The 23235-nt window shown below is 29.6% G+C and carries 22 protein-coding genes; all 22 read left to right on the top strand.

Annotated elements, in window-relative coordinates; all coding sequences use genetic code 11:
* The first annotated feature begins 182 nt into the window (after positions 1–182).
* The 22 genes from DM444_RS07100 to DM444_RS07205 all read left to right on the top strand — a co-directional run bounded on the left by DM444_RS07100 (position 183) and on the right by DM444_RS07205 (position 23229).
* The gene (locus DM444_RS07100) at positions 183–1331 is read left to right on the top strand and encodes a glycosyltransferase family 4 protein (protein WP_204251667.1); all 1149 of its coding nucleotides are present in this window, start codon (positions 183–185) and stop codon (positions 1329–1331) included.
* Entirely contained in the window at positions 1324–1929 is a 606-nt protein-coding gene (locus tag DM444_RS07105; RefSeq protein ID WP_111285080.1) for a sugar transferase, read from the top strand. The genes DM444_RS07100 and DM444_RS07105 overlap by 8 nt, the downstream gene beginning before the upstream one ends.
* Positions 1916–2533 carry an acetyltransferase gene (locus tag DM444_RS07110; protein WP_111285081.1) on the top strand — a complete coding sequence of 206 codons (618 nt, stop codon included), beginning with the start codon at positions 1916–1918 and terminating at the stop codon, positions 2531–2533. Before DM444_RS07105 ends, DM444_RS07110 begins: the two co-directional genes overlap by 14 nt.
* Positions 2530–3669 carry a DegT/DnrJ/EryC1/StrS family aminotransferase gene (locus DM444_RS07115; protein WP_111285082.1) on the top strand — a complete coding sequence of 380 codons (1140 nt, stop codon included), beginning with the start codon at positions 2530–2532 and terminating at the stop codon, positions 3667–3669. The genes DM444_RS07110 and DM444_RS07115 overlap by 4 nt, the downstream gene beginning before the upstream one ends.
* Positions 3670–3688: 19 nt before the next feature.
* Complete coding sequence (gene rfbC / locus DM444_RS07120) at positions 3689–4237, top strand: dTDP-4-dehydrorhamnose 3,5-epimerase (protein WP_111285083.1); 549 nt, start codon at positions 3689–3691, stop codon at positions 4235–4237.
* Positions 4237–5088: a dTDP-4-dehydrorhamnose reductase gene (gene rfbD, locus DM444_RS07125; protein ID WP_111285084.1), complete on the top strand. Its 852-nt coding sequence runs from the start codon at positions 4237–4239 to the stop codon at positions 5086–5088. The genes rfbC and rfbD overlap by 1 nt, the downstream gene beginning before the upstream one ends.
* A gap of 56 nt (positions 5089–5144) precedes the next feature.
* Positions 5145–6029: a glucose-1-phosphate thymidylyltransferase RfbA gene (gene rfbA, locus DM444_RS07130; RefSeq protein ID WP_111285085.1), complete on the top strand. Its 885-nt coding sequence runs from the start codon at positions 5145–5147 to the stop codon at positions 6027–6029.
* 84 nt (positions 6030–6113) lie between these two features.
* Positions 6114–8081: a polysaccharide biosynthesis protein gene (locus DM444_RS07135; protein WP_111285086.1), complete on the top strand. Its 1968-nt coding sequence runs from the start codon at positions 6114–6116 to the stop codon at positions 8079–8081.
* A gap of 131 nt (positions 8082–8212) precedes the next feature.
* Positions 8213–9076 (top strand): ABC transporter permease, encoded by an 864-nt coding sequence (locus DM444_RS07140; protein WP_111285087.1) that lies wholly within the window; start codon positions 8213–8215, stop codon positions 9074–9076.
* Positions 9077–10375 (top strand): ABC transporter ATP-binding protein, encoded by a 1299-nt coding sequence (locus tag DM444_RS23585; RefSeq protein WP_162614932.1) that lies wholly within the window; start codon positions 9077–9079, stop codon positions 10373–10375.
* Complete coding sequence (locus tag DM444_RS07150; RefSeq protein WP_111285088.1) at positions 10362–11633, top strand: glycosyltransferase family protein; 1272 nt, start codon at positions 10362–10364, stop codon at positions 11631–11633. The genes DM444_RS23585 and DM444_RS07150 overlap by 14 nt, the downstream gene beginning before the upstream one ends.
* Positions 11596–12588 (top strand): glycosyltransferase family 2 protein, encoded by a 993-nt coding sequence (locus tag DM444_RS07155; protein ID WP_111285089.1) that lies wholly within the window; start codon positions 11596–11598, stop codon positions 12586–12588. The genes DM444_RS07150 and DM444_RS07155 overlap by 38 nt, the downstream gene beginning before the upstream one ends.
* Complete coding sequence (locus DM444_RS07160) at positions 12585–13532, top strand: glycosyltransferase family 2 protein (protein ID WP_111285090.1); 948 nt, start codon at positions 12585–12587, stop codon at positions 13530–13532. Before DM444_RS07155 ends, DM444_RS07160 begins: the two co-directional genes overlap by 4 nt.
* A gap of 7 nt (positions 13533–13539) precedes the next feature.
* Positions 13540–14316, top strand: coding sequence for a glycosyltransferase (locus tag DM444_RS07165; RefSeq protein WP_111285091.1), 777 nt, complete (start codon positions 13540–13542; stop codon positions 14314–14316).
* Positions 14313–15086 carry a glycosyltransferase family 2 protein gene (locus tag DM444_RS07170; protein WP_111285092.1) on the top strand — a complete coding sequence of 258 codons (774 nt, stop codon included), beginning with the start codon at positions 14313–14315 and terminating at the stop codon, positions 15084–15086. Before DM444_RS07165 ends, DM444_RS07170 begins: the two co-directional genes overlap by 4 nt.
* Positions 15087–15153: 67 nt before the next feature.
* Positions 15154–16227: a glycosyltransferase family 2 protein gene (locus tag DM444_RS07175; protein ID WP_111285093.1), complete on the top strand. Its 1074-nt coding sequence runs from the start codon at positions 15154–15156 to the stop codon at positions 16225–16227.
* Positions 16227–17357, top strand: a complete 1131-nt coding sequence (locus DM444_RS07180) for a glycosyltransferase (protein WP_111285094.1) — start codon at positions 16227–16229, stop codon at positions 17355–17357. The genes DM444_RS07175 and DM444_RS07180 overlap by 1 nt, the downstream gene beginning before the upstream one ends.
* Before the next feature lie 41 nt (positions 17358–17398).
* On the top strand, positions 17399–18874 hold the full coding sequence (locus DM444_RS07185) for a hypothetical protein (RefSeq protein WP_111285095.1): 1476 nt from the start codon (positions 17399–17401) through the stop codon (positions 18872–18874).
* Between the two features lie 66 nt (positions 18875–18940).
* A complete protein-coding gene (locus DM444_RS07190; RefSeq protein WP_111285096.1) occupies positions 18941–20107 on the top strand; it encodes an acylneuraminate cytidylyltransferase in 1167 nt (388 codons plus the stop codon).
* Positions 20094–20969, top strand: coding sequence for an N-acetylneuraminate synthase family protein (locus DM444_RS07195; RefSeq protein WP_111285097.1), 876 nt, complete (start codon positions 20094–20096; stop codon positions 20967–20969). Before DM444_RS07190 ends, DM444_RS07195 begins: the two co-directional genes overlap by 14 nt.
* Before the next feature lie 5 nt (positions 20970–20974).
* Positions 20975–21793, top strand: a complete 819-nt coding sequence (locus DM444_RS07200; protein ID WP_111285098.1) for a polysaccharide pyruvyl transferase family protein — start codon at positions 20975–20977, stop codon at positions 21791–21793.
* Positions 21794–21831: 38 nt separating this feature from the next.
* Positions 21832–23229 (top strand): glycosyltransferase family protein, encoded by a 1398-nt coding sequence (locus tag DM444_RS07205; protein WP_111285099.1) that lies wholly within the window; start codon positions 21832–21834, stop codon positions 23227–23229.
* Positions 23230–23235 lie beyond the last annotated feature (6 nt).

Consider the following 23235-nt stretch of genomic DNA (forward strand, 5'->3'; position numbering starts at 1 on the left):
ATTCTAAAGTATACCAATAACAAAAAAAATGATTAATCGAAAGCTTTAATAATAAGATTAAAATATTTTTTTGGTTTTTTTTCAGACTAGCTCTATATATTTAAATTGTATTTTCAAAAGCTCTTAAAAAGAATTTATCTTTTTGTGCATTTAAGGCTTTTAAAATGCTCAGCTTAATAAATATGAAAAAAATAATTCGAATTACTACTGTTCCAATATCTTTAAAAATTCTTTTAAAAGGACAGCCAAAATTCATGTCATCCTATTATGAAGTTTTAGGGATTTCGTCTGGTGGACAGGAACTTTTAGATGTAAGTACAGACGAAGGAATAAGGGTTCTGCCTGTAGAAATGACTAGAACAATTTCTCCCTTAAAAGATTTAAAATCATTATACATCTTGTATAGAATTTTAAAAAAAGAAAAGCCTTTTATTGTACACACACATACCCCAAAGGCTGGAATTATTGGAATGCTCGCTTCAAAATTAGTTGGTGTTCCTAACAGATTACATACTGTTGCAGGATTACCACTTATGGAAGCCACAGGTAATAAAAGAAGGCTTTTAGATTTTGTTGAAAAAATGACTTATAAATGTGCAACTAAAGTGTACCCTAATTCAAATGAATTATATCATTTTATATTGAAAAATAATTATGCAAAATCTGATAAGCTGAAAGTTTTAGGAAATGGTAGTTCCAATGGCATTAATACTTCTTTTTTTGACCCAAATGTTGTTTCGGAAACAGATCGACAAAAACTAAAGTCAACCTTAAATATATCTGATGAAGATTTTGTCTATGTATTTGTAGGACGTTTAGTTGGTGATAAAGGAATTAATGAATTAGTTAAAGCATTTACTCAAATAAGCGAGAAAAATGTAAAATTACTTTTGGTTGGTCCTCTTGAATCAGATTTAGACAAATTGGAGACTCAAGTTTTAAAAACTATAGAAAGTAATGATAAAATTATTTCGACCGGATACCAAAAAGATGTTAGGACATACTTATCAATATCAGATGCACTTGTATTTCCAAGTTACAGAGAAGGATTTCCAAACGTTGTATTGCAGGCTGGCGCAATGGGATTACCTTCTATAGTTACAAATATAAACGGATGTAATGAAATAATAGTAAAAGATATAAATGGCACCATTATTTCTGTAAAAAATATGCAAATGCTATACGATGCGATGATGAAATTTTATCTTGATAAAAATTATTTTTTAAAGTTAAAATCGAATGCTCGTCAAATGATTACGAGTCGTTATGAACAAAATGTTATATGGAATGCTATTTTGTCAGAATACAAAAACTTTGAAAAAAATGTATAGAAAAGTATTTAAGAGAGTAATTGATTTTATATCAGCAGTTTTAGGTTTTATATTTTTATTTCCCTTATTTATAATTATTACATTATTCTTGGCTTTTGCAAATCGAGGAAATCCATTTTTTTTTCAGAATCGACCAGGTAAAGGAGGACGGATTTTCAAAATAGTAAAATTTAAGACAATGAATGATAAAAAAGATTCTGACAATAACTTATTGCCTGATTCTGATCGTCTAACAAAAGTTGGTATGTTTGTCAGAAAAACTTCTTTAGATGAGATCCCACAGTTAATAAACGTAATAAAAGGAGATATGAGCCTAATTGGACCACGTCCTTTATTACCTGAATATTTGGCTCTTTATAATGATTTTCAAAAGCAACGTCATAATATTAAGCCGGGTATTACAGGATGGGCACAGGTAAATGGAAGAAATGCAATTTCGTGGGAAAAAAAGTTTGAATATGATGTATGGTATATTAAAAATTTATCTTTTTTCTTAGATATAAAAATACTTGTAAAAACCATCCAAAAAGTTATTAAAAGAGAAAGTATAAATGCAGATAATTCTGTAACAATTGAACGTTTTAATGGAGGAAACTAAATATTTGTATGGCGCAAGCGGTCACTGTAAAGTCATTATTGATGTTTTAAAGAGCAATAATGTCAATCTAAAAGCAATTTTTGACGATAAGCCTAAAGAAGCAGAAATAGTGGGTATTCCAGTTATTAATGCATCAAAAATAAATGATATAAATAATGGACAATTTATTGTGTCTATTGGTGATAATGAAATTAGAAAGCGTATAGCTGAAAAAATTAAAATGTCATTTTTTACTGCAATTCATTCAACTGCAGTTGTTTCTGAGAACTCAAAGATAGAGGAAGGAACTGTTGTAATGGCAGGTGCAATCATAAATTTTGGGGCTGTAGTTGGTAAACATTGTATAATAAATACTGGAGCAATTGTAGAGCATGATTGTAAAATTTATGATTATGTACACATTTCTCCAAAAGCAGCATTAGCAGGAAATGTTACTATAGGGTCAGGGACACATATTGGTATAGGAGCTTCAATAATTCAAGGAATTAATGTAGGAGCAGGAGTAACAATTGGTGCTGGTTGTGTTGTTATTAATGATGTTCCCGATTATGCAGTAGTGGTAGGAAATCCTGGAAATATAATAAAATATAATTCGTTAATATGAGTAATTCAAAAATTTGGTTGTCTTCTCCACATATGGGAGGTGGCGAAATAAAATATGTAAACAAAGCTTTTGATACCAATTGGATAGCTCCTTTGGGGCCAAATGTTCAAGGTTTTGAAAAAGATTTAGAAAAATATCTGTCTGAAAATGTACATATTGGCGCATTAAGTTCAGGAACAGCAGCATTGCATTTAGGTTTGATACTTTTGGGAGTTAAATCAGGTGACGAAGTAATTTGCCAAAGTATGACTTTTTCGGCATCTGCAAATCCTATTTTATATCAAGGAGCTGTTCCTGTTTTTGTTGATAGCGAATTAGACACATGGAATATATGTCCAGTTGCTTTGGAAAAAGCCATTCTTGATAGAATTAGAAAAGGAAAAAAGCCAAAAGCAATAATTGCCGTTCATCTTTATGGAATGCCATATAAAATTGATGAAATACATGCGATCGCCGATAAGTATGAAATTGCAATACTTGAAGATAGTGCTGAAGCATTAGGAAGTCATTATAAAAACAAAAAATGTGGTACGTTTGGACAAATTGCCGCACTTTCATTTAATGGAAACAAAATCATAACAACTTCAGGAGGAGGCGCAATTGTTGCGCAGAATGAAGATCTTAAAAATAAAGCAATTTTTCTTTCAACACAGGCGAGAGATAACGCACCACATTATCAACATAGTGAAATTGGTTTTAATTACAGAATGAGTAATATTTGTGCCGGTATTGGAAGAGGACAAATGGAAGTTTTAGATGCACACATCAAATTAAGGAGAGATATGCATGATTTCTATGCACAATATTTTGCAGATATTGATGGGATTACTATTTTAAAAGAGCCAAGCCAAGATTATTACTCGAATCATTGGTTGTCAGCAATTGTTATTGATCCCGGAAAAATTGGAAAAAACAGAGAAAATTTAAGACTGGCTTTTGAATTGGAGAATATTGAAAGTCGCCCTCTTTGGAAACCAATGCATTTGCAACCAGTTTTTGAAAAATATCCCTACTATGGTGAAAAGGTTTCTGAGCTTTTGTTTCAAAATGGTTTATGTCTTCCTTCTGGATCAAACTTAATGGAAGAAGATAGATTAAGAATAAAAAATGTATTAAATACATTTTTTCAGAAATAAAATTGGATTTTAAATTATCATGAAAATCGAAGAAACATTTATAAAAGATCTGGTAATTATAGAGCCAATATTATTTGGAGATGAAAGAGGTTATTTTTTTGAATCTTATAGTAAAACGAAATTCGAAGATTTAGGAATTAATATTGATTTTGTTCAGGACAATCAATCATTTTCTAAATATGGAACTTTAAGAGGATTACATTATCAAAATCCTCCTTTTGCACAAACTAAATTAGTACGTGTTTTAGAAGGCAAAATTATTGATGTTGCTGTAGATTTAAGAAAAGATTCTCTTACTTATGGAAAGTCATTTAGTATTTTACTTTCAGCAGAAAATAAAAAACAATTGTTAGTTCCTCAAGGTTTTGCGCACGGATTTTCAGTGATCAGTGAAACAGCATCGGTAATGTACAAATGTGATCAATTTTATAATAAAGCTTCAGAAGGCGGAATAAAATATGATGATCCTTCTTTAAATATTGATTGGGGAATGGATTTGAATGATGCAATCGTTTCTGATAAAGATCAGATTTTGCCTTTTATTGAAAACTGTAATAGCCTATTTTAATGAAAAAAATTCTTGTAACAGGTGCAAGTGGGCAATTAGGATCTGAACTTTCAGTTTTATCATCAAAATACCCAGAATATGAATGGATTTTTGCAGATAGAACAAAAATCACATTAGACAGTTTAGATCTTTTGCCTATTCAGTTAAATGAAATTAAGGCAGATGTGATTTTGAATTGTGGCGCTTATACTGCGGTTGATAAAGCTGAAACAGAAAAAGATTTAGCTTTTGCAATAAATTCTTCGTCAGTAGGAATAATAGCAAAATATGCTTGGGAAAACAATATTAAGTTAATCCATATTTCTACAGATTACGTTTTTGATGGTACTTCTTCTGTTGCATTAGATGAAGAAGCATTAACAAACCCTATAAATGTGTATGGCGAAAGTAAATTGGCGGGAGAAATTGCATGTTTAAACCAAAATCCTAACTCTATTATTGTAAGAACTTCTTGGGTTTATAGTAAATTTGGAAACAATTTTGTTAAAACGATGCAGCGATTAATGCAAGAGAGAGAGGAAATTAGTGTAGTGAATGATCAAGTTGGTTCGCCAACTTATGCAGCAGATCTAGCACAGGCAATGATCAATATTGTTAATTCGCCAAATTGGATTTCAGGAATATATAATTATTCTAACGAAGGAGAAATAAGCTGGTATGAATTTGCTTTGAGTATTAAAGAGTTAGGGGGTTATAATTGTAAGGTGAATGGTATTCCATCTTCTTCTTATCCAACTCCAGCAAAAAGACCAAACTTTTCATTGTTAGATAAAAAGAAAATAAAGTCAATTTATAATTTGGAAGTTCCATTTTATAAAGAAAGTCTAAAAAAAATATTCATAGAAAATTAAAAGTTTGAGTTTTGCATTCTGTCTAGACTCTGTGTTTTTGAAAATAAAAATAAATTATGAAAGGAATTATATTAGCTGGAGGTTCTGGTACTAGATTACACCCCCTAACGTTAGCAGTCAGTAAACAGCTAATGCCCGTTTATGATAAGCCAATGATTTATTATCCTCTTTCAACTTTAATGATGGCAGGGATCAATGAAATTTTAATAATTTCAACACCACATGATTTACCTCATTTTAGAAGACTTTTGGGAGATGGCAGTACAATTGGTTGTAAATTTAGTTATGCAGAACAAGCTAATCCGAATGGATTAGCTCAGGCATTTGTAATTGGCGAAGAGTTTATTGGAAAAGATAAAGTAGCTCTGGTTCTTGGGGATAATATTTTCTTCGGAACAAATATGCAGCAACTTTTGAAAAATAATTCTAATCCAGATGGAGGTGTTGTTTTTGCCTATCACGTTGCAGATCCAGAAAGATATGGAGTAGTTGAATTTGACGAAAACAAAAATGCAATTTCAATAGAAGAAAAACCTTTGGAGCCAAAATCTAATTATGCTGTTCCGGGTTTATATTTCTATGATAATTCAGTAGTAGAGATTGCTAAAAATATTAAACCAAGTGCTCGTGGCGAATATGAGATAACAGATGTAAATAAAGTCTATCTGGAAAAAGGACAGTTAAAAGTTGGAATATTAAGTAGAGGAACAGCTTGGCTAGACACAGGAACATTTAATAGCTTGATGCAGGCAGGACAATTTGTTCAAGTTATTGAAGAAAGACAAGGTCTAAAAGTAGGATGTATTGAAGAAATTGCTTGGCGACAAGGCTTTATTAATGATGAACAACTTGAGAAATTAGCGCAACCACTATTAAAATCAGGATATGGAACGTATTTAATCGAATTTCTAAGACAAAAGGAAAAAAGTGTTAAAATTTAATTTGTATCTTTAACTAATTATTTAAAACCTTTAATTTGTATTTTTGTACAAAGTTCGAATTACAGGTACTTAAAAAAAGCTCAATTGAATACAGACAAGCTAAATAATATAACCTCTTTGTTATATAACACTTTCTCGCCAAGAAATCTTCGGGCAAATATTAATAATCTAAGTTATTTGCCTAGATGGATTATTGTTGCGATAGATGTAATGGTTCTGGTTTTTTCTTTTTCTCTTACCTATTTGCTTTTTGAAGGTACGGCAATTGGATATATTATTACTTCTCATGATTTTTATTTCGTTGGAAGTTTAATTATTGTTAATGTGTTTTTTTTCTGGCTTTTCAGAACTTATTCAGGAATTATTAGACACTCTTCTTATATAGATGCAATAAAATTATTGTTTTCTCAAATGTCTGTTCTTGTATTTTTCTTATTCATAAATTTAGTATTTGAATTATACTCGGGACATAAAGCTTTTTTAAATACAGCACTTTTTATCAATCTAGTTTTGTCTTTTTGCGGACTATTTTTATACCGTGTTGTAGTAAAGCAAACATTTGAAATGTATTTTTCGGAAAAGTCTACAAGTAAATTAATTCGAACTGTAATTTATGGAACAGATGCTAATGCAATTTCTGTAGCTAATGCGTTAAAATTCGAAAGCCCTTCTCGTTTTAAAATAGTTGGTTTTGTAGATAAGAATAACCAGAATGCTTCTAAGCGTATGCTAGATCTTCCGATTCTTATTTTAAGAAAAAAACTTCCTGCCTTAATGCGTTCTGTAGCAGCAGAAGGTGTAATTATCGCAGATAAGAGCTTAAGCAAAGACGAACAGCTTATTATAGTTGATCAATGTTTGGAATTTAACTACAGAGTATATACAGTTCCACTTATTTCGGATTGGGAAAATCAAAAGGAAATTTCTCAAAAAGTAAAGAATATTCAAATTGAGGATTTATTAGAAAGAAAACCTATAGTTCTTGATAGTAGATCTATTTCAAAACAATTAAAAGATAAGACAATACTAATTACCGGAGCTGCTGGTTCAATCGGTAGTGAAATTGTAAGACAGGTTTTAAACTTTAATCCAAAAAATGTAATTGTTTTGGATCATGCCGAAACACCGTTACACAATTTGTGCTTGGAGACTCAGGCTATGGATTTTAGCACTAAAATCGTAGCCGTAATTGCAGATGTAAGAAGTAAAAAAGCATTAGAGAAGGTTTTTAAAAATTATAATCCGCATGTCGTTTTTCACGCTGCTGCATATAAGCATGTACCTTTAATGGAAGAAAACCCGTCGCAGGCTATTCAAACGAATATTAAAGGAACAAAAAACCTAGCAGATTTAGCTTGTAAATATCGTGTAAAGAAATTTGTAATGGTTTCTACTGATAAAGCGGTTAATCCTAGCAACGTAATGGGAGCCAGTAAACGTATTGCAGAAAAGTATGTACAATCTCTGTTCTTAAAAAATCAAAGAGAAAAAGTAGAAGGCGGCACAAAATTCATTACGACTCGTTTTGGAAATGTTTTAGGTTCAAACGGTTCAGTTGTTCCTTTGTTTACTAAGCAGATTGCAGAAGGAGGGCCGGTAACCATAACGCATCAAGATATTATTCGTTATTTTATGACAATTCCAGAAGCATGCCAACTTGTATTAGAAGCAGGAGCAATGGGGAATGGAGGAGAAATTTATATTTTTGATATGGGAAAACCAGTGAGAATTATTGACTTGGCAAAGAAAATGATTAAGTTAGCTGGTTTTATACCTGACAAAGAAATAAAAATTAAAATTGTAGGTTTAAGACCTGGTGAGAAGCTTTACGAAGAATTATTAAATGATACGGCTAAGACATTGCCAACATATCATAATAAAATCATGATTGCTCAGGAAATTCAAGATGAGTATGAGACTCTACATAATGATGTTGATGAACTCATTGGAATTGCCGATTTTTATGAAAATGATGATATCGTTGCAAAGATGAAAAAAATTGTCCCAGAATTTAAGAGTATGAATTCTACTTTCGAAATTTTAGATAAATAATTAGAGATAAAAATATAAATCAAATATAGGCAAAAGGTGTTTTTTAAAACGCCTTTTGGCATTTTTAAACAAAATTTAAATGTTAAAAATCTTGTTAAAATTTAAAAATCAAGGTTTTTATATTCTTTCCAATGGATTCTAAAAATACAAACGATTGGCTGTTTGAGATAACACCAAAAAATAAATTTTTTACGCTTAATTTCAAGGAAATTTGGCATTATCGAGATTTATTAATGCTTTTTGTAAAAAGAGATATTATTACAGTTTACAAGCAAACTGTTTTAGGGCCTCTTTGGTACTTAATACAGCCTTTATTTACTTCTATTACTTTTACCATTATATTCAATAACGTTGCTGGTATTAAAACAGGATCGATTCCGCCATTTCTATTTAATCTAGCAGGAATTATGGTATGGAATTATTTTACATCCTGTTTAAATGGAACTTCAGATACTTTTAAGTCTAATGCGGCAATATTTGGTAAAGTTTATTTTCCAAGAATTATAACTCCACTATCAATAGTAATTTCAAATTTGATCAAATTTGGAATCCAGTTTTTCATATTTGTTGTTTTTTACATTTTCTTTTACTGGCAGGGAGCAGATTTAAGCTTGAATGGATCTTTACTATTCTTTCCTATATTAATTGCTTTTATGGGAATTTTGGGACTTGGTTTAGGAATGATGATTTCATCAATGGTTACGAAATATAGGGATTTAAATAATTTAGTTGGTTTTGGAATACAATTACTTATGTACATCTCTGCGGTAATGTATCCAATGGATTTAATTAAAGAGAAATTGCCTAAACTAGGATGGGTAGTAGAATATAATCCGTTAGCTTATGTTATTGAAACTTCTCGTTATATGCTTTTGAATATAGGCAGTATATCAATTTTAGGATTAGGATATACAATGACACTTACAATAGCTGTTTTTTTTGTTGGATTATTGGTTTTTAATAGAACAGAAAAAAGCTTTATAGATACCGTATAAATGAAAGAAATCATATTAAAAGCCGAAAATATTTCTAAACAATATCGTTTAGGTCAAGTTGGAACAGGAACTTTAAGTCATGATATAAACAGATGGTGGCATAAAATTCTGGGAAAAGAAAATCCATATTTGAAAATAGGAGATGTAAATGATCGCTCGACCAAAGGAACTTCAGATTATGTTTGGGCATTACAAGATATTAATTTTGAAGTTGAAAGAGGTGAAGTCTTAGGAATAATTGGTAAAAATGGAGCTGGAAAGTCAACACTTTTAAAAATTCTTTCAAAAGTAACAGCTCCTACAACTGGAAGTATTAAATCTCGTGGCCGCATTGCTTCTCTATTAGAGGTTGGAACTGGTTTTAATGGAGAAATGACTGGACGAGAAAATATTTTCCTTAATGGTGCCATTTTAGGAATGACCAAAAAAGAAATTACTTCAAAACTAGATGAAATTATTGAATTTTCAGGATGCGAACGTTATATAGACACGCCGGTTAAAAGATATAGTTCAGGAATGACAGTTCGTTTGGCATTTGCTGTCGCTGCTTTTTTGGAACCTGAAATTTTAGTTGTAGATGAGGTTTTGGCTGTCGGAGATGCAGAGTTTCAGAAAAAAGCTATCGGCAAAATGCAGGATATTTCACGTAGCGGAGGACGTACAGTTTTGTTTGTCAGTCATAATATGGCAGCGGTTAAACAATTATGTACTCGTGGAATCGTATTAGAATACGGGAAAGTAGTTTTTAATGATACAAGTCATAATGCAGTTGACTTCTATTTGTCTCAAAATTCAGAAAAAAGCGAACAATTATTAGAAGAAAGAACTGATAGAAGGGGGTCTGGTAAAATTAAAATTAAAGACCTTTACTTTGTTGACAATAAAAAGAATGAAGTAAGCCAAGTTATATCAGGAGAGGCATTAAATATTTGTTTAGAAATTGATAAATTGATAGATATTGATTTTAATAAATTGCGTGTTGGTATAAATTTTATAGACCAAAATGAAAATATTTGTTTATCATTCTTAAGTGATGAAATGAATACAAATTTTTCATTTTTAGAAAAGTCAAATATTTTTATGTTAGAAATTCCAAATTTATATTTGCGAGCCGAAACATATAATATTAGAGTTCTTTTAGCTGAAATTGATTTTGATGAAAATAATTTTTTAGATGTTATAGAGAATGTAAAATCTTTAGAAGTTCTACAAGGTTATATTTGGGAGAATGGTAAATTTAATCGTAAAGGCAATTATGCAATATTGCCAGGTAATTTTTTGCCATATGGAAAAGAATAAAAAAAAGATACTGGTTCTTGGTATTGGGCAGTCTAATTTCTTAAATCAACTTTATGGTGAAATTTTAAAGATTAATAATGACTTCAGTTTTCATATTGATACTTATACACATTTGCCAAATGATAAGTATAATGAAAGTAATAATGTTTTTAAAGAAAATTTAGATTTTGAGCAGCACTATAAAAGCATTTCAAAATGGAGGAGAGCATTGATTTTTTTAAAATCATTTAAAAAAAAATTCTATAAGGAAACTTTCCTATTTGAATTAAATCAAAAAAAGGCAATCCGAAAAGCATTAAAAGTGTGCATGAAATATGCGTTGAAAGAGTATGTTTACGAAAATTATATTCAAACAAAAAAATTTGACGTGCTTCATTTTCATTTTTGCTCATTTTATAATTTAGAATATCTTCACTTTGTTGAAAAAGAAACTAAAGTGATATGTAGTTTCTGGGGCTCAGATTTATTTAGAATGGGGAATGTATATAATGACTACTATGTTGGAAGAGCTTTAAACAAAGCCACTTTAATAACAGTGCAATCACCTGAAATGGCTTTAGTAATTAAAGCTAAGTATGGTATGCATCTAAGCGATAAAATTAAAGATGTAAGATTTACTATTAGTACTGAAATTTACAATGCAATTAATCTAAATAGAAGCAATAGACAATTATTAGCAAAGTTTAAAGAAAAGTATAAAATAAAGGATTATTTGGTTGCATTGGGGCATAATGCTTTTAAAGAGAATAATCACTTGAAGATGATTCAGGTTTTAAATAGCTTACCTGATGAATATAAAAATAAGATAAGCTTTGTTTTGCATTTGGGCTACGGAGGAGAACTGCAATATCTTAAAGAATTGAAAATTGCAATTCAGCAATATAATAGTTTAGATATTATAATTATTAATGATTTCCTTATACCTGAAGAAATTTCTAAATTGCGTTTAATTACAAATGTTATGATTCAGGCACCTGAAAGCGATGCATTGAGTGGAGCAATGACTGAAGTGCTATATGCTGGGAATAATGTAATAGCTGGTGGTTGGTTACCATATGGAATATTAAGACGAAACAATATTCATTTTGAGGAAATTGACAAATTTGAGGAATTACCTCTAAAACTTAAAAAATTAATAGATAATTTAGAATCTAATTTAAATACAGGAATAACTAATATGCAAAGTATTGAAGCTTTTTTATTTCCTGAAAGAACATCTAATGATTGGATTAATTTATTTAGTTTTATTTGTGAATAATCCCTTAGTTTCCATAATTATACCAACATATAATCGAGCGCATCTTATAGAAGAGACACTCGATTCAATCTTAATACAAACATATCAAAATTGGGAGTGTATTATTGTTGATGATGGATCAACCGATAATACAGTTGAAGTCATTAATAAATTTATAAAAAAAGATAGTCGTTTTCAGTTACACCATCGTCCATTAGATAGAAAACCAGGCGGGAATGCTTCAAGAAATTATGGATTTGAATTAAGTAAAGGAGAGTTTATTAACTGGTTTGACGATGATGATGTAATGATGGATGCTTTTCTTAGTGAAAAGCTCGAATTGTTTTCTGAAGAGATTGATTTAGTTATTTGTTCAGGTACTTATACCGATCAAAATTTGACAGCATTGAAAAATATCGATTTGGAAATAAAATCTTATTTATTTAAAGATTATGTTTTATGGAAACTGCAAATACTTACTCCATCAATTCTTTTTAGGAAAAGTTTTTTAAAGAATAAAGAATTATTCAATGTTAATATTGCAAGAGGCCAAGAAGCTGAACTTTTTTCGAGATTATTTTACAATTTGAGCCCAAATAAATATATAATTTTGAATAAATCATTGTTCTTATATCGTCAGCATGAAAAGACGAAAACTTTTACAAACTTTAAGTACATAAAATTATTTGAGGAATCTAAAACGATAATTGCAATTGAAAATTTAAAGAAAAGTATTCAATTAAATGATTTAGAGTTAGTCGGTCAATATTATTTCAATATTGTAAATTCATTTTATAGAGGATTAGAACAAAAACATTTTAAAAACTGTTTTTTTATTACTCGAAAAGCTAGTTCTCAATTCTATTTGATAAATAAAAAAATAGGAATTGAATTTTTTTTAAGTGCATGCTTTTTTATGTTAATTAACAGAGGAAGTTATAAAGCTGAAAAATATTTCAAAAAATTCTATTCATGATTAATCCTGTTATTTCGATAATAATTCCAACCTACAATAGAGCTCATTTAATTAATGAAACACTCGAAAGTATATTAATACAAACTTATAAAAACTGGGAATGTATAATTGTAGATGATGGATCTACAGATAATACTGCCGAAATTGTGTCTCAATATATTGAAAAAGATGAGAGATTTCAATATCATCAAAGGCCTCAAGAAAAAATAAAAGGACCAAATTCTTGTAGAAATTACGGTTTTGAGAAAAGCAAAGGTTTATGGATAAATTGGTTTGATAGTGATGATTCTTATAATGAAACAGCTTTAGAAACTTTTGTTGAGAACTTAGAACCAGAGATAAATGTTGCTGTTGGTAAATTAGTGAAAATTGATTCTGTAACTAAAGAAATTATTGGGTACAATAGAATTTTTTCTGAAAATTTAATTGAAAAATATTTTACCGGATTTCTTAGTTTTTATGTTTGCGGACCTCTGTGGAGTAGAGATTTTTTAAATAATCAAGAAGAATTGTTCGACGAAAATATTCGATATCTAGATGATTGGGATTTTAACTTGCGAATGCTTTATCAAAAACCGAAAATTAAATTTATTGATAAAATCTTGTTTAAATATAATATCAATTTGAATTCATTGTCCAATCAGATTTATAGTCTTAATTCGGTAGAAATTAATTCAGAGATAACAGCACGAGAAAAACAATTGAAAATAATTAAGAAAAATAAATCATTAGATTATTTAGCTTGCTTAAAATATGTTAGAGAAAGATATAAGATTATTTTAAGAGATATTCTGACTTCTAATGAGAAACATATTGATAAAAAGAAATTATTCTTTATGATATTGAAAAAGGATATGCAAACTAAAAACCCTTTATTTTATAAAATAATTTTAGGTTACTTTTCTTTTCTAATCTTTAAAAAGGGATATTTTTTCTTCAAATAATTAATAGATGATACCTAAAATTATACATTACTGTTGGTTTGGAGGAGCTGATCATTCAGATATTCAAAAAATGTGTATAGATTCGTGGAGGAAACATTTACCAGATTATGAAATTATTTTATGGAATGAAAGTAATTCTGATATGGCACATCCTTTTGTTAAGTTTGCTTATGAAAGTAAAAAGTATGCATTTGTAGCAGATTATGTTAGACTAAAAGCAGTGCGTGATTATGGAGGAATTTATTTAGATACAGATATGTTTGTTTTAAAAACATTTGACGATCTATTAAATGACTCTTTTTTTATAGGCGCAGAAGATAAAAAATTAATAAGTGCAGGAATTTTTGGTGGCGAAAAAGATTCAGAATACATAAAAGAGTGCTTAAAGTATTATGAAAATCTTAATCCTCAGAATTGGCAATTAAAATTGGCTATACCAAGAGTTTTGACTAGATCATTTGAAACTTATAGCGGTAAAAAACTTCATGTTTTTGATAATATAATATGCGAAAGGGATGTAAAGGTTTACACGCCAGATTTTTTTTATCCACTACCTTTTGATGTAAACAAACCTTTCCAAAAAGATTTTTTGAAATACGCAACCTCAAATACTATTGCAATTCATTTGTGGGAAGGATCTTGGATCGATTTTGATTTTTTTCAATTAATTAGGCGAAGAGATTATTTTCTTGCAATAAAAAAAATAGATTTAAAAAAAAGACCGACTTATAATTTTTTTAAAAAAACATTAAAAACATTAATCTACTCTTGCAAAACTAAATGATTTCCATTGTCATAAGAAACAAAAATGAAGCTCAAGCCTTAGAATCTATTTTAAGTATTTTAAGGAAAGTATATATTGAAGATATTGATGAAATTATTGTTGTAGACAATAATTCAACTGATAGAAGTGTTCAAGTTGCTGAAAAGTATAATTGTAAGATTGTAACTATTGAAAATTTCACATACGGAAAAGCAATTAATTTAGGGATAGAAAATGCGAGAAACAACTTGATTTTATTGTTAAGTTCCCATGCTGTCCCTGTAGGCAATTCTTTTTTTAAAAACTCAGTAATAGAGTTTAATGAAAATCCAAACTTGGCAGGTATGCGATATATTAATTCTTATTCAAACTATATTCGGGCAAACAATAATAATTTTTTTGTAAATGATGGATTAACTTTCGGACTTATGGCAGGTTGTGCAATGGTAAATAAAGAAGTTTGGAGTAAATTCAAGTTTGATGAAAAACTTGTATTTAGTGAGGATAAAGAATGGTCAGATCGCGTTATGAAATCCGGTTTTTTAATTAAAGATTTTAATGAAACTTTCTTTTATCATATTAAACGTGACGAAAAAGGTAGTTTAAATCGATGGAAAAATGAAACAACAGCCTATTATCAAATACATAAATTAAAGTACCCTTCTTATGTTAAAATTATCGGTTCATTTATAAAAAATATCTTTAACATCTTAATAAAAGAAAGTTTTAAAAAGATTTCCCGTGAAATTAAATTACTTATTTTAAAAATAAAAGTGAAAAGATCTTTATAAACCAAAAGATTATTCTGAAAAATAAAGTTTCTGATATGAAGTTAGATCAAGTTTTAAAAAACTATAAATGATATCGATAGTTCTAACCAATCGTAATCGGGATCTAAGTATTGTGAAAAAATGCTTGGATTCTTTAGCGCAACAATCGCGAAATGATTTCGAATTGTTTTTTATGGATTATGGCTCTAATAGAGAATACCTTTTAAATTTAGAACAATTAATTTTAAAATATCCTAAAATACAATTTGTTTCTTGCCCAGTTTCATATCAATTATGGAACAAAGCTAGAGCGATCAATATCGCTTTAAAGAAATGTAAAACAGAATTTTTCTTTGTCGCTGATATTGATATGATTTTTCATAATGACTTTGTGAAAAGACTTTATCAGCTTAAAAATGAAAACGTTATAACTTATTTTCAAGTTGGCTTTTTAAGCCAAGAAGAAACTAAACAGAATAAGGATTTTGACAATTCTAATATTGAATTTGTTTCAGGAATTGAAGCGACTGGAATGACATTGTATCCAACTAGTTTACTAAAGGAAATTAATGGTTACGATGAATTTTATCATGGTTGGGGAGCCGAAGATACTGATACGCATATTCGACTACGTAATTTGGGTATTGAGGTGGTTTTCTTTAACAAAGAGACTCTTTTGAAGCATCAATGGCATCCCAAATATTATAGAACCAACCAAAGCAAAGATCCTTATCATTTTAATTTAGAAAAAATTAACCACTCTTATATTCATTTTACTGATGAAATAAAAGTAATAAAAGCAAATATAAATAATGAGTGGGGAGTTATGCCAGTAGAAGATTTCTATTTAAAATTGTCAAATGCACCAGATTATACCATTGAAATTGATTCTGAAAAAATAAAGCTCAATGCGCTATTGTCTCAGTTTCCTAATTTTACTCATAAAGTGATTTGGATAAAAATTAAAGATGTATCATTTAAAAGTAAAATAGTGGAATTGACAAAGAAGACTTTGAGAAAAAAATATAAGACTTTTTGGACAATGAAAGCAATTAATGATATGATTTTGTTGGAGATCATTAAAGACTATAAAAATAATCCTTACGAATACATTTTTGATCAAAATCAGAATACAATAAACTTAAAAATTTACTTTCCATAATGAAAATTTTAATGGTTTCCATTCCATCTCTGCATTTTTTTAGATGGGTAAATCAACTTCAAGATTCGGGTCATGAAGTATATTGGTTTGACATAACAGGAATGGGAGGAAAAAATAAAAAATTAAGTTGGATTGATCAAAAGTCAAATTGGAAAGTTAGATGGGATTTTCCTGGGAGGATACAGCTAAAAAGTAAGTTTCCATTAATTTACAGGCAGATTCAAAGAATAAATGAAAAAGAAACGGCAAAAAAATTTGAAGAATATTTATTACAAATACAACCAGATGTAGTACATAGTTTTGCTTTATATTTATCGTGTGCGCCTATTATTTCGATAATGGAAAAATACAATAGTCAAAAATGGATATATTCTTCTTGGGGCAGTGATTTGTTTTATTTTCAAAATGAACCTAATTATTTAAAAGACATTAAAAGAATATTGCCGAGAGTTAATTTTCTTTTTACAGATTGTTATAGGGATTTTCAAATCGCACAAAGACACGGTTTTAATGGTAAGCTTTTAGGGGTGTTCCCTGGACCAGGTGGAATTGATCTCGAAGAGATAGAGAAATTTAAAATGCCTAAATATGAAAGAAATACAATTCTCATTAAGGGTTTTCAAGGAAGATCGGGAAGAGTCATTCCAGTACTTAAAGCATTAGAAAAGTTAGAAAATAAACTTAAGAATTTTAAAATAATCGTTTTTGGATCAGATATTGAAACATTTGATTATTTGAATAAATCTCCCTTGAAAAAATGGAATAACTTTAAAGCGATTGGTAAAATAAATCACGAAGAGGTTTTTAAATTAATGGGGGAATCCTTATTATATATTGGTAACAGTAATTCTGATGGAATGCCAAACACATTATTGGAAGCAATTTCTATGGAGGTTTATCCTATTCAATCAAATCCAGGAAAGGCAACTCAAGAAATCATACAAAATGAAATGCAAGGTCTTTTAATAGAAAATTGCGAAGATATTGATGAGATCAAAACAAAAGTAGAAGATGGAATTTTATTTATATCAAAAAACAATTATAACCCTAAAGAACTTTTGAAAGGATTAGAATATCATTACGTAAAAAATAAGGTTTTGGAGCAATATAATAGCATTATATTTCCTTAAAAATGAGCAAATTTTTTTGCATTTAAATATTTCGAACTATAATGAATGAAAATATTAAATCTCAAGAAGAGATTAAAAAAATAATTATTGACATTGAACAGAAATGGCCTGTCGATAGATGGATAGTAAATGGAATACACATTTGGCCACTTGTTCGGATTAAAATTTATACACACTATTTAAGTAAATTGCTTTCTGTTGCAAATGGAAATAATTCTAATAATGTTGCATCAGCTAAAAAAAATGCATGGACAGAAAAAATTAAAAAGAGTTATAGTATAATTTCGTTTCTTTATTTTTTAATGTTTTTTTTCTTGCGATTAAAAAAGAAAAAAATTGTTTTTTTTGGTGCTCACTTTCACCGTGTTCTTCAAAACGGAGTATATTTTAATCGTTTTTATGACTCAATGATAGAAGCGCATAATTTGAAAGAAGATGTGTATGTAATAGAATATAGAAAAGTAAATCCTTTAAATTTTAATCAGCAGGCAATTATTGATCTAGAAAAATACCTAGGAGCGTACAGATTGATTATAAAAATGCTTAACAAATTTAAAAGCAAAGAAAATGTTTATGCTCTAGAAGGGTATAAAGAGTTTTATGATTATTTAGATTTGAAAATGCTTGGAATTGAACTTGAGAGTTTAATAAACTGGAGTTTGAAGATTAATTCTTTAAAAAGATTTTTTAATATTTTGTTTAAAAAGATCGAACCTCAAAAAATTGTGTTTTTAGGTTATTATGGTTTGGATGATTTAACAGCTGCAGTTGTTTCTGCAAACGAGATGCAAATTAAAACTGTAGATTTACAGCATGGCACCCAAATAAATAACATGGCTTTTAATTCGTGGACAAAGTTTCCTGAAAGTGGATTTAATACCGTTGTAAAAGAATTCTGGACTTGGGATGAAGAATCAAAAAAAGCTATAGACTTATGGGCAAGTAAAACTAGCAATACTACAGCAAAAACAATAGGCCAGCCTTACGTCTCTTATTGGTTGAATAAAAGAAAAGAAGACTTTTCGAAACCAAATAAAATTCTTTATACATTACATCTTTCTAAAATTGAGGAAATGTTAGGTTCAGATTTAATTTTTGTAATAAAAAATATAAATTATCAATGGATACTTAGATTGCATCCTCGAAATTCTATTGCTAAAGAAGATTTAGAAAATTTCCTTGAAATTAACAAAATAAAAGACAAAGTAATTATTCAAAGCCCTATTGAAATGCCTTTGCCTAAAGTGTTAAGTGAATCGGTTCTTCATGTAACAAATTATTCAGGCGCATTAATTGAAGCTAGAATGATGAATATACCATCGGTAATTATTAATAAACTTGGATTAGAGATTTATGAGCAATATATAGATAATGAGCTTGTTCATTTTATAGATAATGAATCTTTAGATTTTTGTGCCTCTTTTCAAACTTTAATCAGAAAAATAGAAACGAGAAAATCAGTAGATGGTACATATAAAGTGTTTAATCCTTTGCTCAATGATTTTAATATTATTTAAAAATCTTATCCTATTAGACAATCGCATAAATTTTAATCGCTTAATTTTGAACATTAAATATTCTATATGAAAAAAACCGCCATAATTCCACTTCGTAAGAACTCAAAAGGAATTCCAGGAAAGAATAAAAAAAAGATGCTCGGACGCCCACTTTTTTCATGGGTTCTGACTGAAGCAATTTTTTCTGAGCTTGATGAGGTATACGTTTTTACAGACGATCAGGAAATTATAGATTATATTAAAAGAGAATATTTTTGGACTTCAAAAGTAAAGACACTTTTAAGAAATGATGAAAATGCTTCTGATACTGCATCAACAGAAAGTGCTATGCTTGAATTTGCAGAGCTTGTAAAGAATGATTTTGACTTGTTATGTTTATTGCAAGCAACTTCTCCAATGACAAAAGCTCAGGATATTAATGCAGCGCTAAATGAAGTTCTTGTTAATAAAAAAGAATCAGCATTAACGGTCGTAAATACACATCGCTTTATCTGGAACGCAGATGGAACTCCAAGTAATTATGATGTTTTTAAAAGACCGAGACGCCAAGATTTTGAAGGATTGCTTATTGAAAACGGAGCAGTATATGTTACTACAAAAGAAGCTTTTTTAAACTCAAAAAACAGAGTAAGCGGTTCAATTGGTTTAGTAAAAATGCCAGAGGAATCTTTGGTAGAAATAGATAGTTTGTCAGATTGGGATATTCTGGAAAAACTGTTAGGAGATCGTCAGAAGAAAAAGAAAGTGCATCAACGTATAGATTATTTAGTTTTAGATGTAGATGGCGTTTTCACCGATGGATGTGTTTATTATGATGAGGATGGAGAAATGGCTAAAAAATTTGATATGCGTGACGGGATGGGATTGGAAATTTTAAGGCAAAATAACGTTGAAGTGATCGTAATGACCTCAGAAAATTCTGAATTAGTTGCGCAGAGAATGAAGAAATTGCAGATTAAACACACTTTTTTAGGAGTAAAAGATAAATTTTCCTTTTTAACACATTTTCTTTCAGAGAGAAATAGTAGTTTTGGCGCCGTTTCGTATGTGGGCGATGACGTAAATGATTTAGCTAATATTTGCAGTGTTGGTTGGTCATTTACTCCTGCAGATGCGACAGATATTGTTAAGGCAAATACAGATTATGTTTTAACTCATAAATCAGGAGCCGGAGCAATACGAGAAACTTGTGAAATTTTATTAAAGTACAATAAACGTTATGAAGGAATTTAAAAAACCTTACGTGATTGCCGAAATTGGATGCAATCATAAAGGTGAAATGGAAATAGCAAAAGAATTAATTAAGATTGCAAAAATCTTCGGAAACGCAGATGCAGTAAAATTCCAAAAACGTAATAATAAAGAGCTTCTTACAGAAGAGCAATATAATGCGCCACACCCAAATTTTTCTAATTCATATGGAGAGACTTATGGTGCGCACAGAGAGTTTTTAGAATTCAATGTTGAACAGCATAAAGAACTAAAAGCGTATTGCGATGAAATCGGAATTACTTATTCAACATCTGTTTGGGATACGACTTCAGCAAAAGAGATTGCGTCCTTAAATCCAGATTTTATTAAAATTCCTTCTGCTTGTAATAATAACTTCGAAATGCTAGAATGGCTTAGCGAAAATTATTCAGGAGAAATTCATATTTCGACAGGAATGACAACTAAAGATGAAACAGATACTCTGGTTGATTTTTTCACTAAAAAAGGGAGAAACCAAGATTTAGTTTTATATAACTGTACATCTGGTTATCCAGTTCCTTTTGAAGATGTTTGTCTTTTGGATATTAATATTTTAAGACAAAAATACGGTCACTTGGTAAAACACATCGGTTTTTCAGGACATCACTTAGGAATTGCTGTAGATATGGCTGCTTATACTTTAGGAGCTAATATTATTGAAAGGCATTACACTATTGACAGAACTTGGAAAGGTACCGATCATGCGGCTTCTTTAGAGCCTATGGGTTTACGTAAACTTACAAGAGATTTAAATGCAGTTTATCAAGCTTTAACTTTTAAATCTGCTGATATTTTGCCAATCGAACAAGTTCAAAGAGATAAACTAAAAAATAAAAAGGTTTAAATTATATGTTTTTCTCAAACACAATTAGACTTTTTTGGTGGAATGAAAAGATCATTCAAGGAAAAAATAACGAAAATTATGGGGATCTTCTCGGGAAATATCTTGTAGAGAAAATATCTTCGAAAAAAGTGGTTTTTGCTTGGCCAAAAAAGTTTTCCATTTTAGATTGGTTTGCTCCAATTTATGTCACTGCGGGAAGTATTTTAGCAAATGTAAATTATAAATGTATTGTTTGGGGGAGTGGAATAATTGACCAAAAAAGTAAAGTAAATAATGCAGTTTTTCTTGCCGTTCGCGGGCCACAGACTAGAAAATATCTTTTAGATCTTTCTTTTGAAGTTCCAGAAGTTTATGGAGACCCTGCATTATTATTACCAAGGTATTTTAATCCAAAAATTGATAAAAAATACAAGTATGGTTTTGTACCTCATTATAATGATTTCAAGCTAGTTCAAGATTGGTTTAAAGATAATCCAGAAGTACTTTTAATTGATATGATGACCAATGATATTGAAACAAAAACGGTAGAGTTTCTTCAATGCGAAAAAATTATTTCATCTTCACTTCACGGAGTTATTATTGCTCATACGTATAATATTCCAGCAGTTTGGCAGAAGTTTTCAGATAAGGTATTTGGGGATGATGTAAAGTATCAAGATTATTTTGAATCTGTTGAAATGCCATTTTTTAAACCAGAAATTAGGCTTGAAAAATACTCTAGTTCAGAACTAGAAAACCTTTTTGGAGAACTTCCAAATCTTCCAGAAAGAAAGATTATAGATCAATTATGCGACGGATTATTGAATGTCTGTCCCTTCAAATAAAAGCTTATTAGCTAGAATATTTTAGACTTTTGTTTTCAATGAAAAAAAACATATTTATCTTTTTACCTGACGGAGTTGGACTTCGAAATTTTGCCTTAACCTCTTTTAAAGAAATTGGAAAAAAAAATAATTTTGATATTACATATTGGAATAATACGCCATTTTCTATTACTGAGAAATTAGGTTTTAAAGAATTAAAGATTCAGGAAAAATCAGTGCATCCATTAACTATAGTTTATAGTCGTGCGCGTAAAAGAATGGAGCTAAATTTTTTTGATAAGAAGTTTAATGAAGAAGTTTACAACACTTATAATTTTCCGCAATCTTATAAAGGGATAAATAATGCTGTAAAAAGTATAATGGTTGATGTTCTAACGACTTTTGGTTCTAACGATAAAGGTATAAAGTTTGTCCGTGAGCAGATAAAAAAAGGAGAACGTACAACAAGTAAATACAAGGAAAGCAAAAAACAGTTGGAAGAACACAAACCTGATTTCGTTTTCTGCACCAATCAGCGCCCAACTCAAGCGATTGCTTCTATTTTGGCTGCACAGGATTTAGGAATTCCAACAGGGACTTTTATTTTTTCGTGGGATAATCTTCCGAAAGCAACAACCTTAGTAGAAACAGATTACTATTTTGTGTGGAGTGACCACATGAAAAAAGAGGTTTTAATGTACTGTCCGTATGTAAAAGAGGAACAGATTTTTGTTACTGGAACCCCTCAATTTGAAAGCCATTTTGATAAAACTCTTTTACAATCAAAAGAAGAGTTTTTTGCAACACATAATCTAGATCTTAACACAAAATACATTTGTTATTCTGGAGATGATATCGTGACTTCTCCTTTAGATCAATATTATTTAGAAGATTTAGCATTATCGGTAAGAGAGTTAAACCAAAACGGATATTCTTTAGGAATCATTTATAGAAAATGCCCTGTAGATTTTACTGATCGTTACGATGAGGTTTTAAATAAATACAAGGATGTAATTGTGAACATAGATCCATTATGGAGTCCTGTTGGGCAAAGCTGGAATGAAATTATGCCAACAAAAGAAGATTTTGCATTACAGACAAATATTTGTGAATACACAGAATTTGTAGGTAACATTGCTTCTTCTATGGTCTTTGACTTTTCTGCTCATGATAAATCTTGTCTGTTTTTTGATTACGAACAACCACAATTAAAAAAAGGAATTCGTGATATTGGACAAAATTATAAATACATCCATTTTAGATCGAAACCTTCTGAAGAGGCCGCTTTGTGGGTAAGAAACAAAAAGGATTTAACAGCTATTGTTAAAGACATTATTGACGGAAAAACTTCAAGTGTAAAAGAGAGTAAAAAATGGTTCGAGATTATTGTTGGGCCAAATCCTACTAAAGCATCTGAAAAAATCTGGGAAAGTATAAATAGTCTTTTAAAGAAATAATTATTT

The organism is Flavobacterium ginsenosidimutans (assembly GCF_003254625.1).
Taxonomy (GTDB): Bacteria; Bacteroidota; Bacteroidia; order Flavobacteriales; family Flavobacteriaceae; genus Flavobacterium; species Flavobacterium ginsenosidimutans.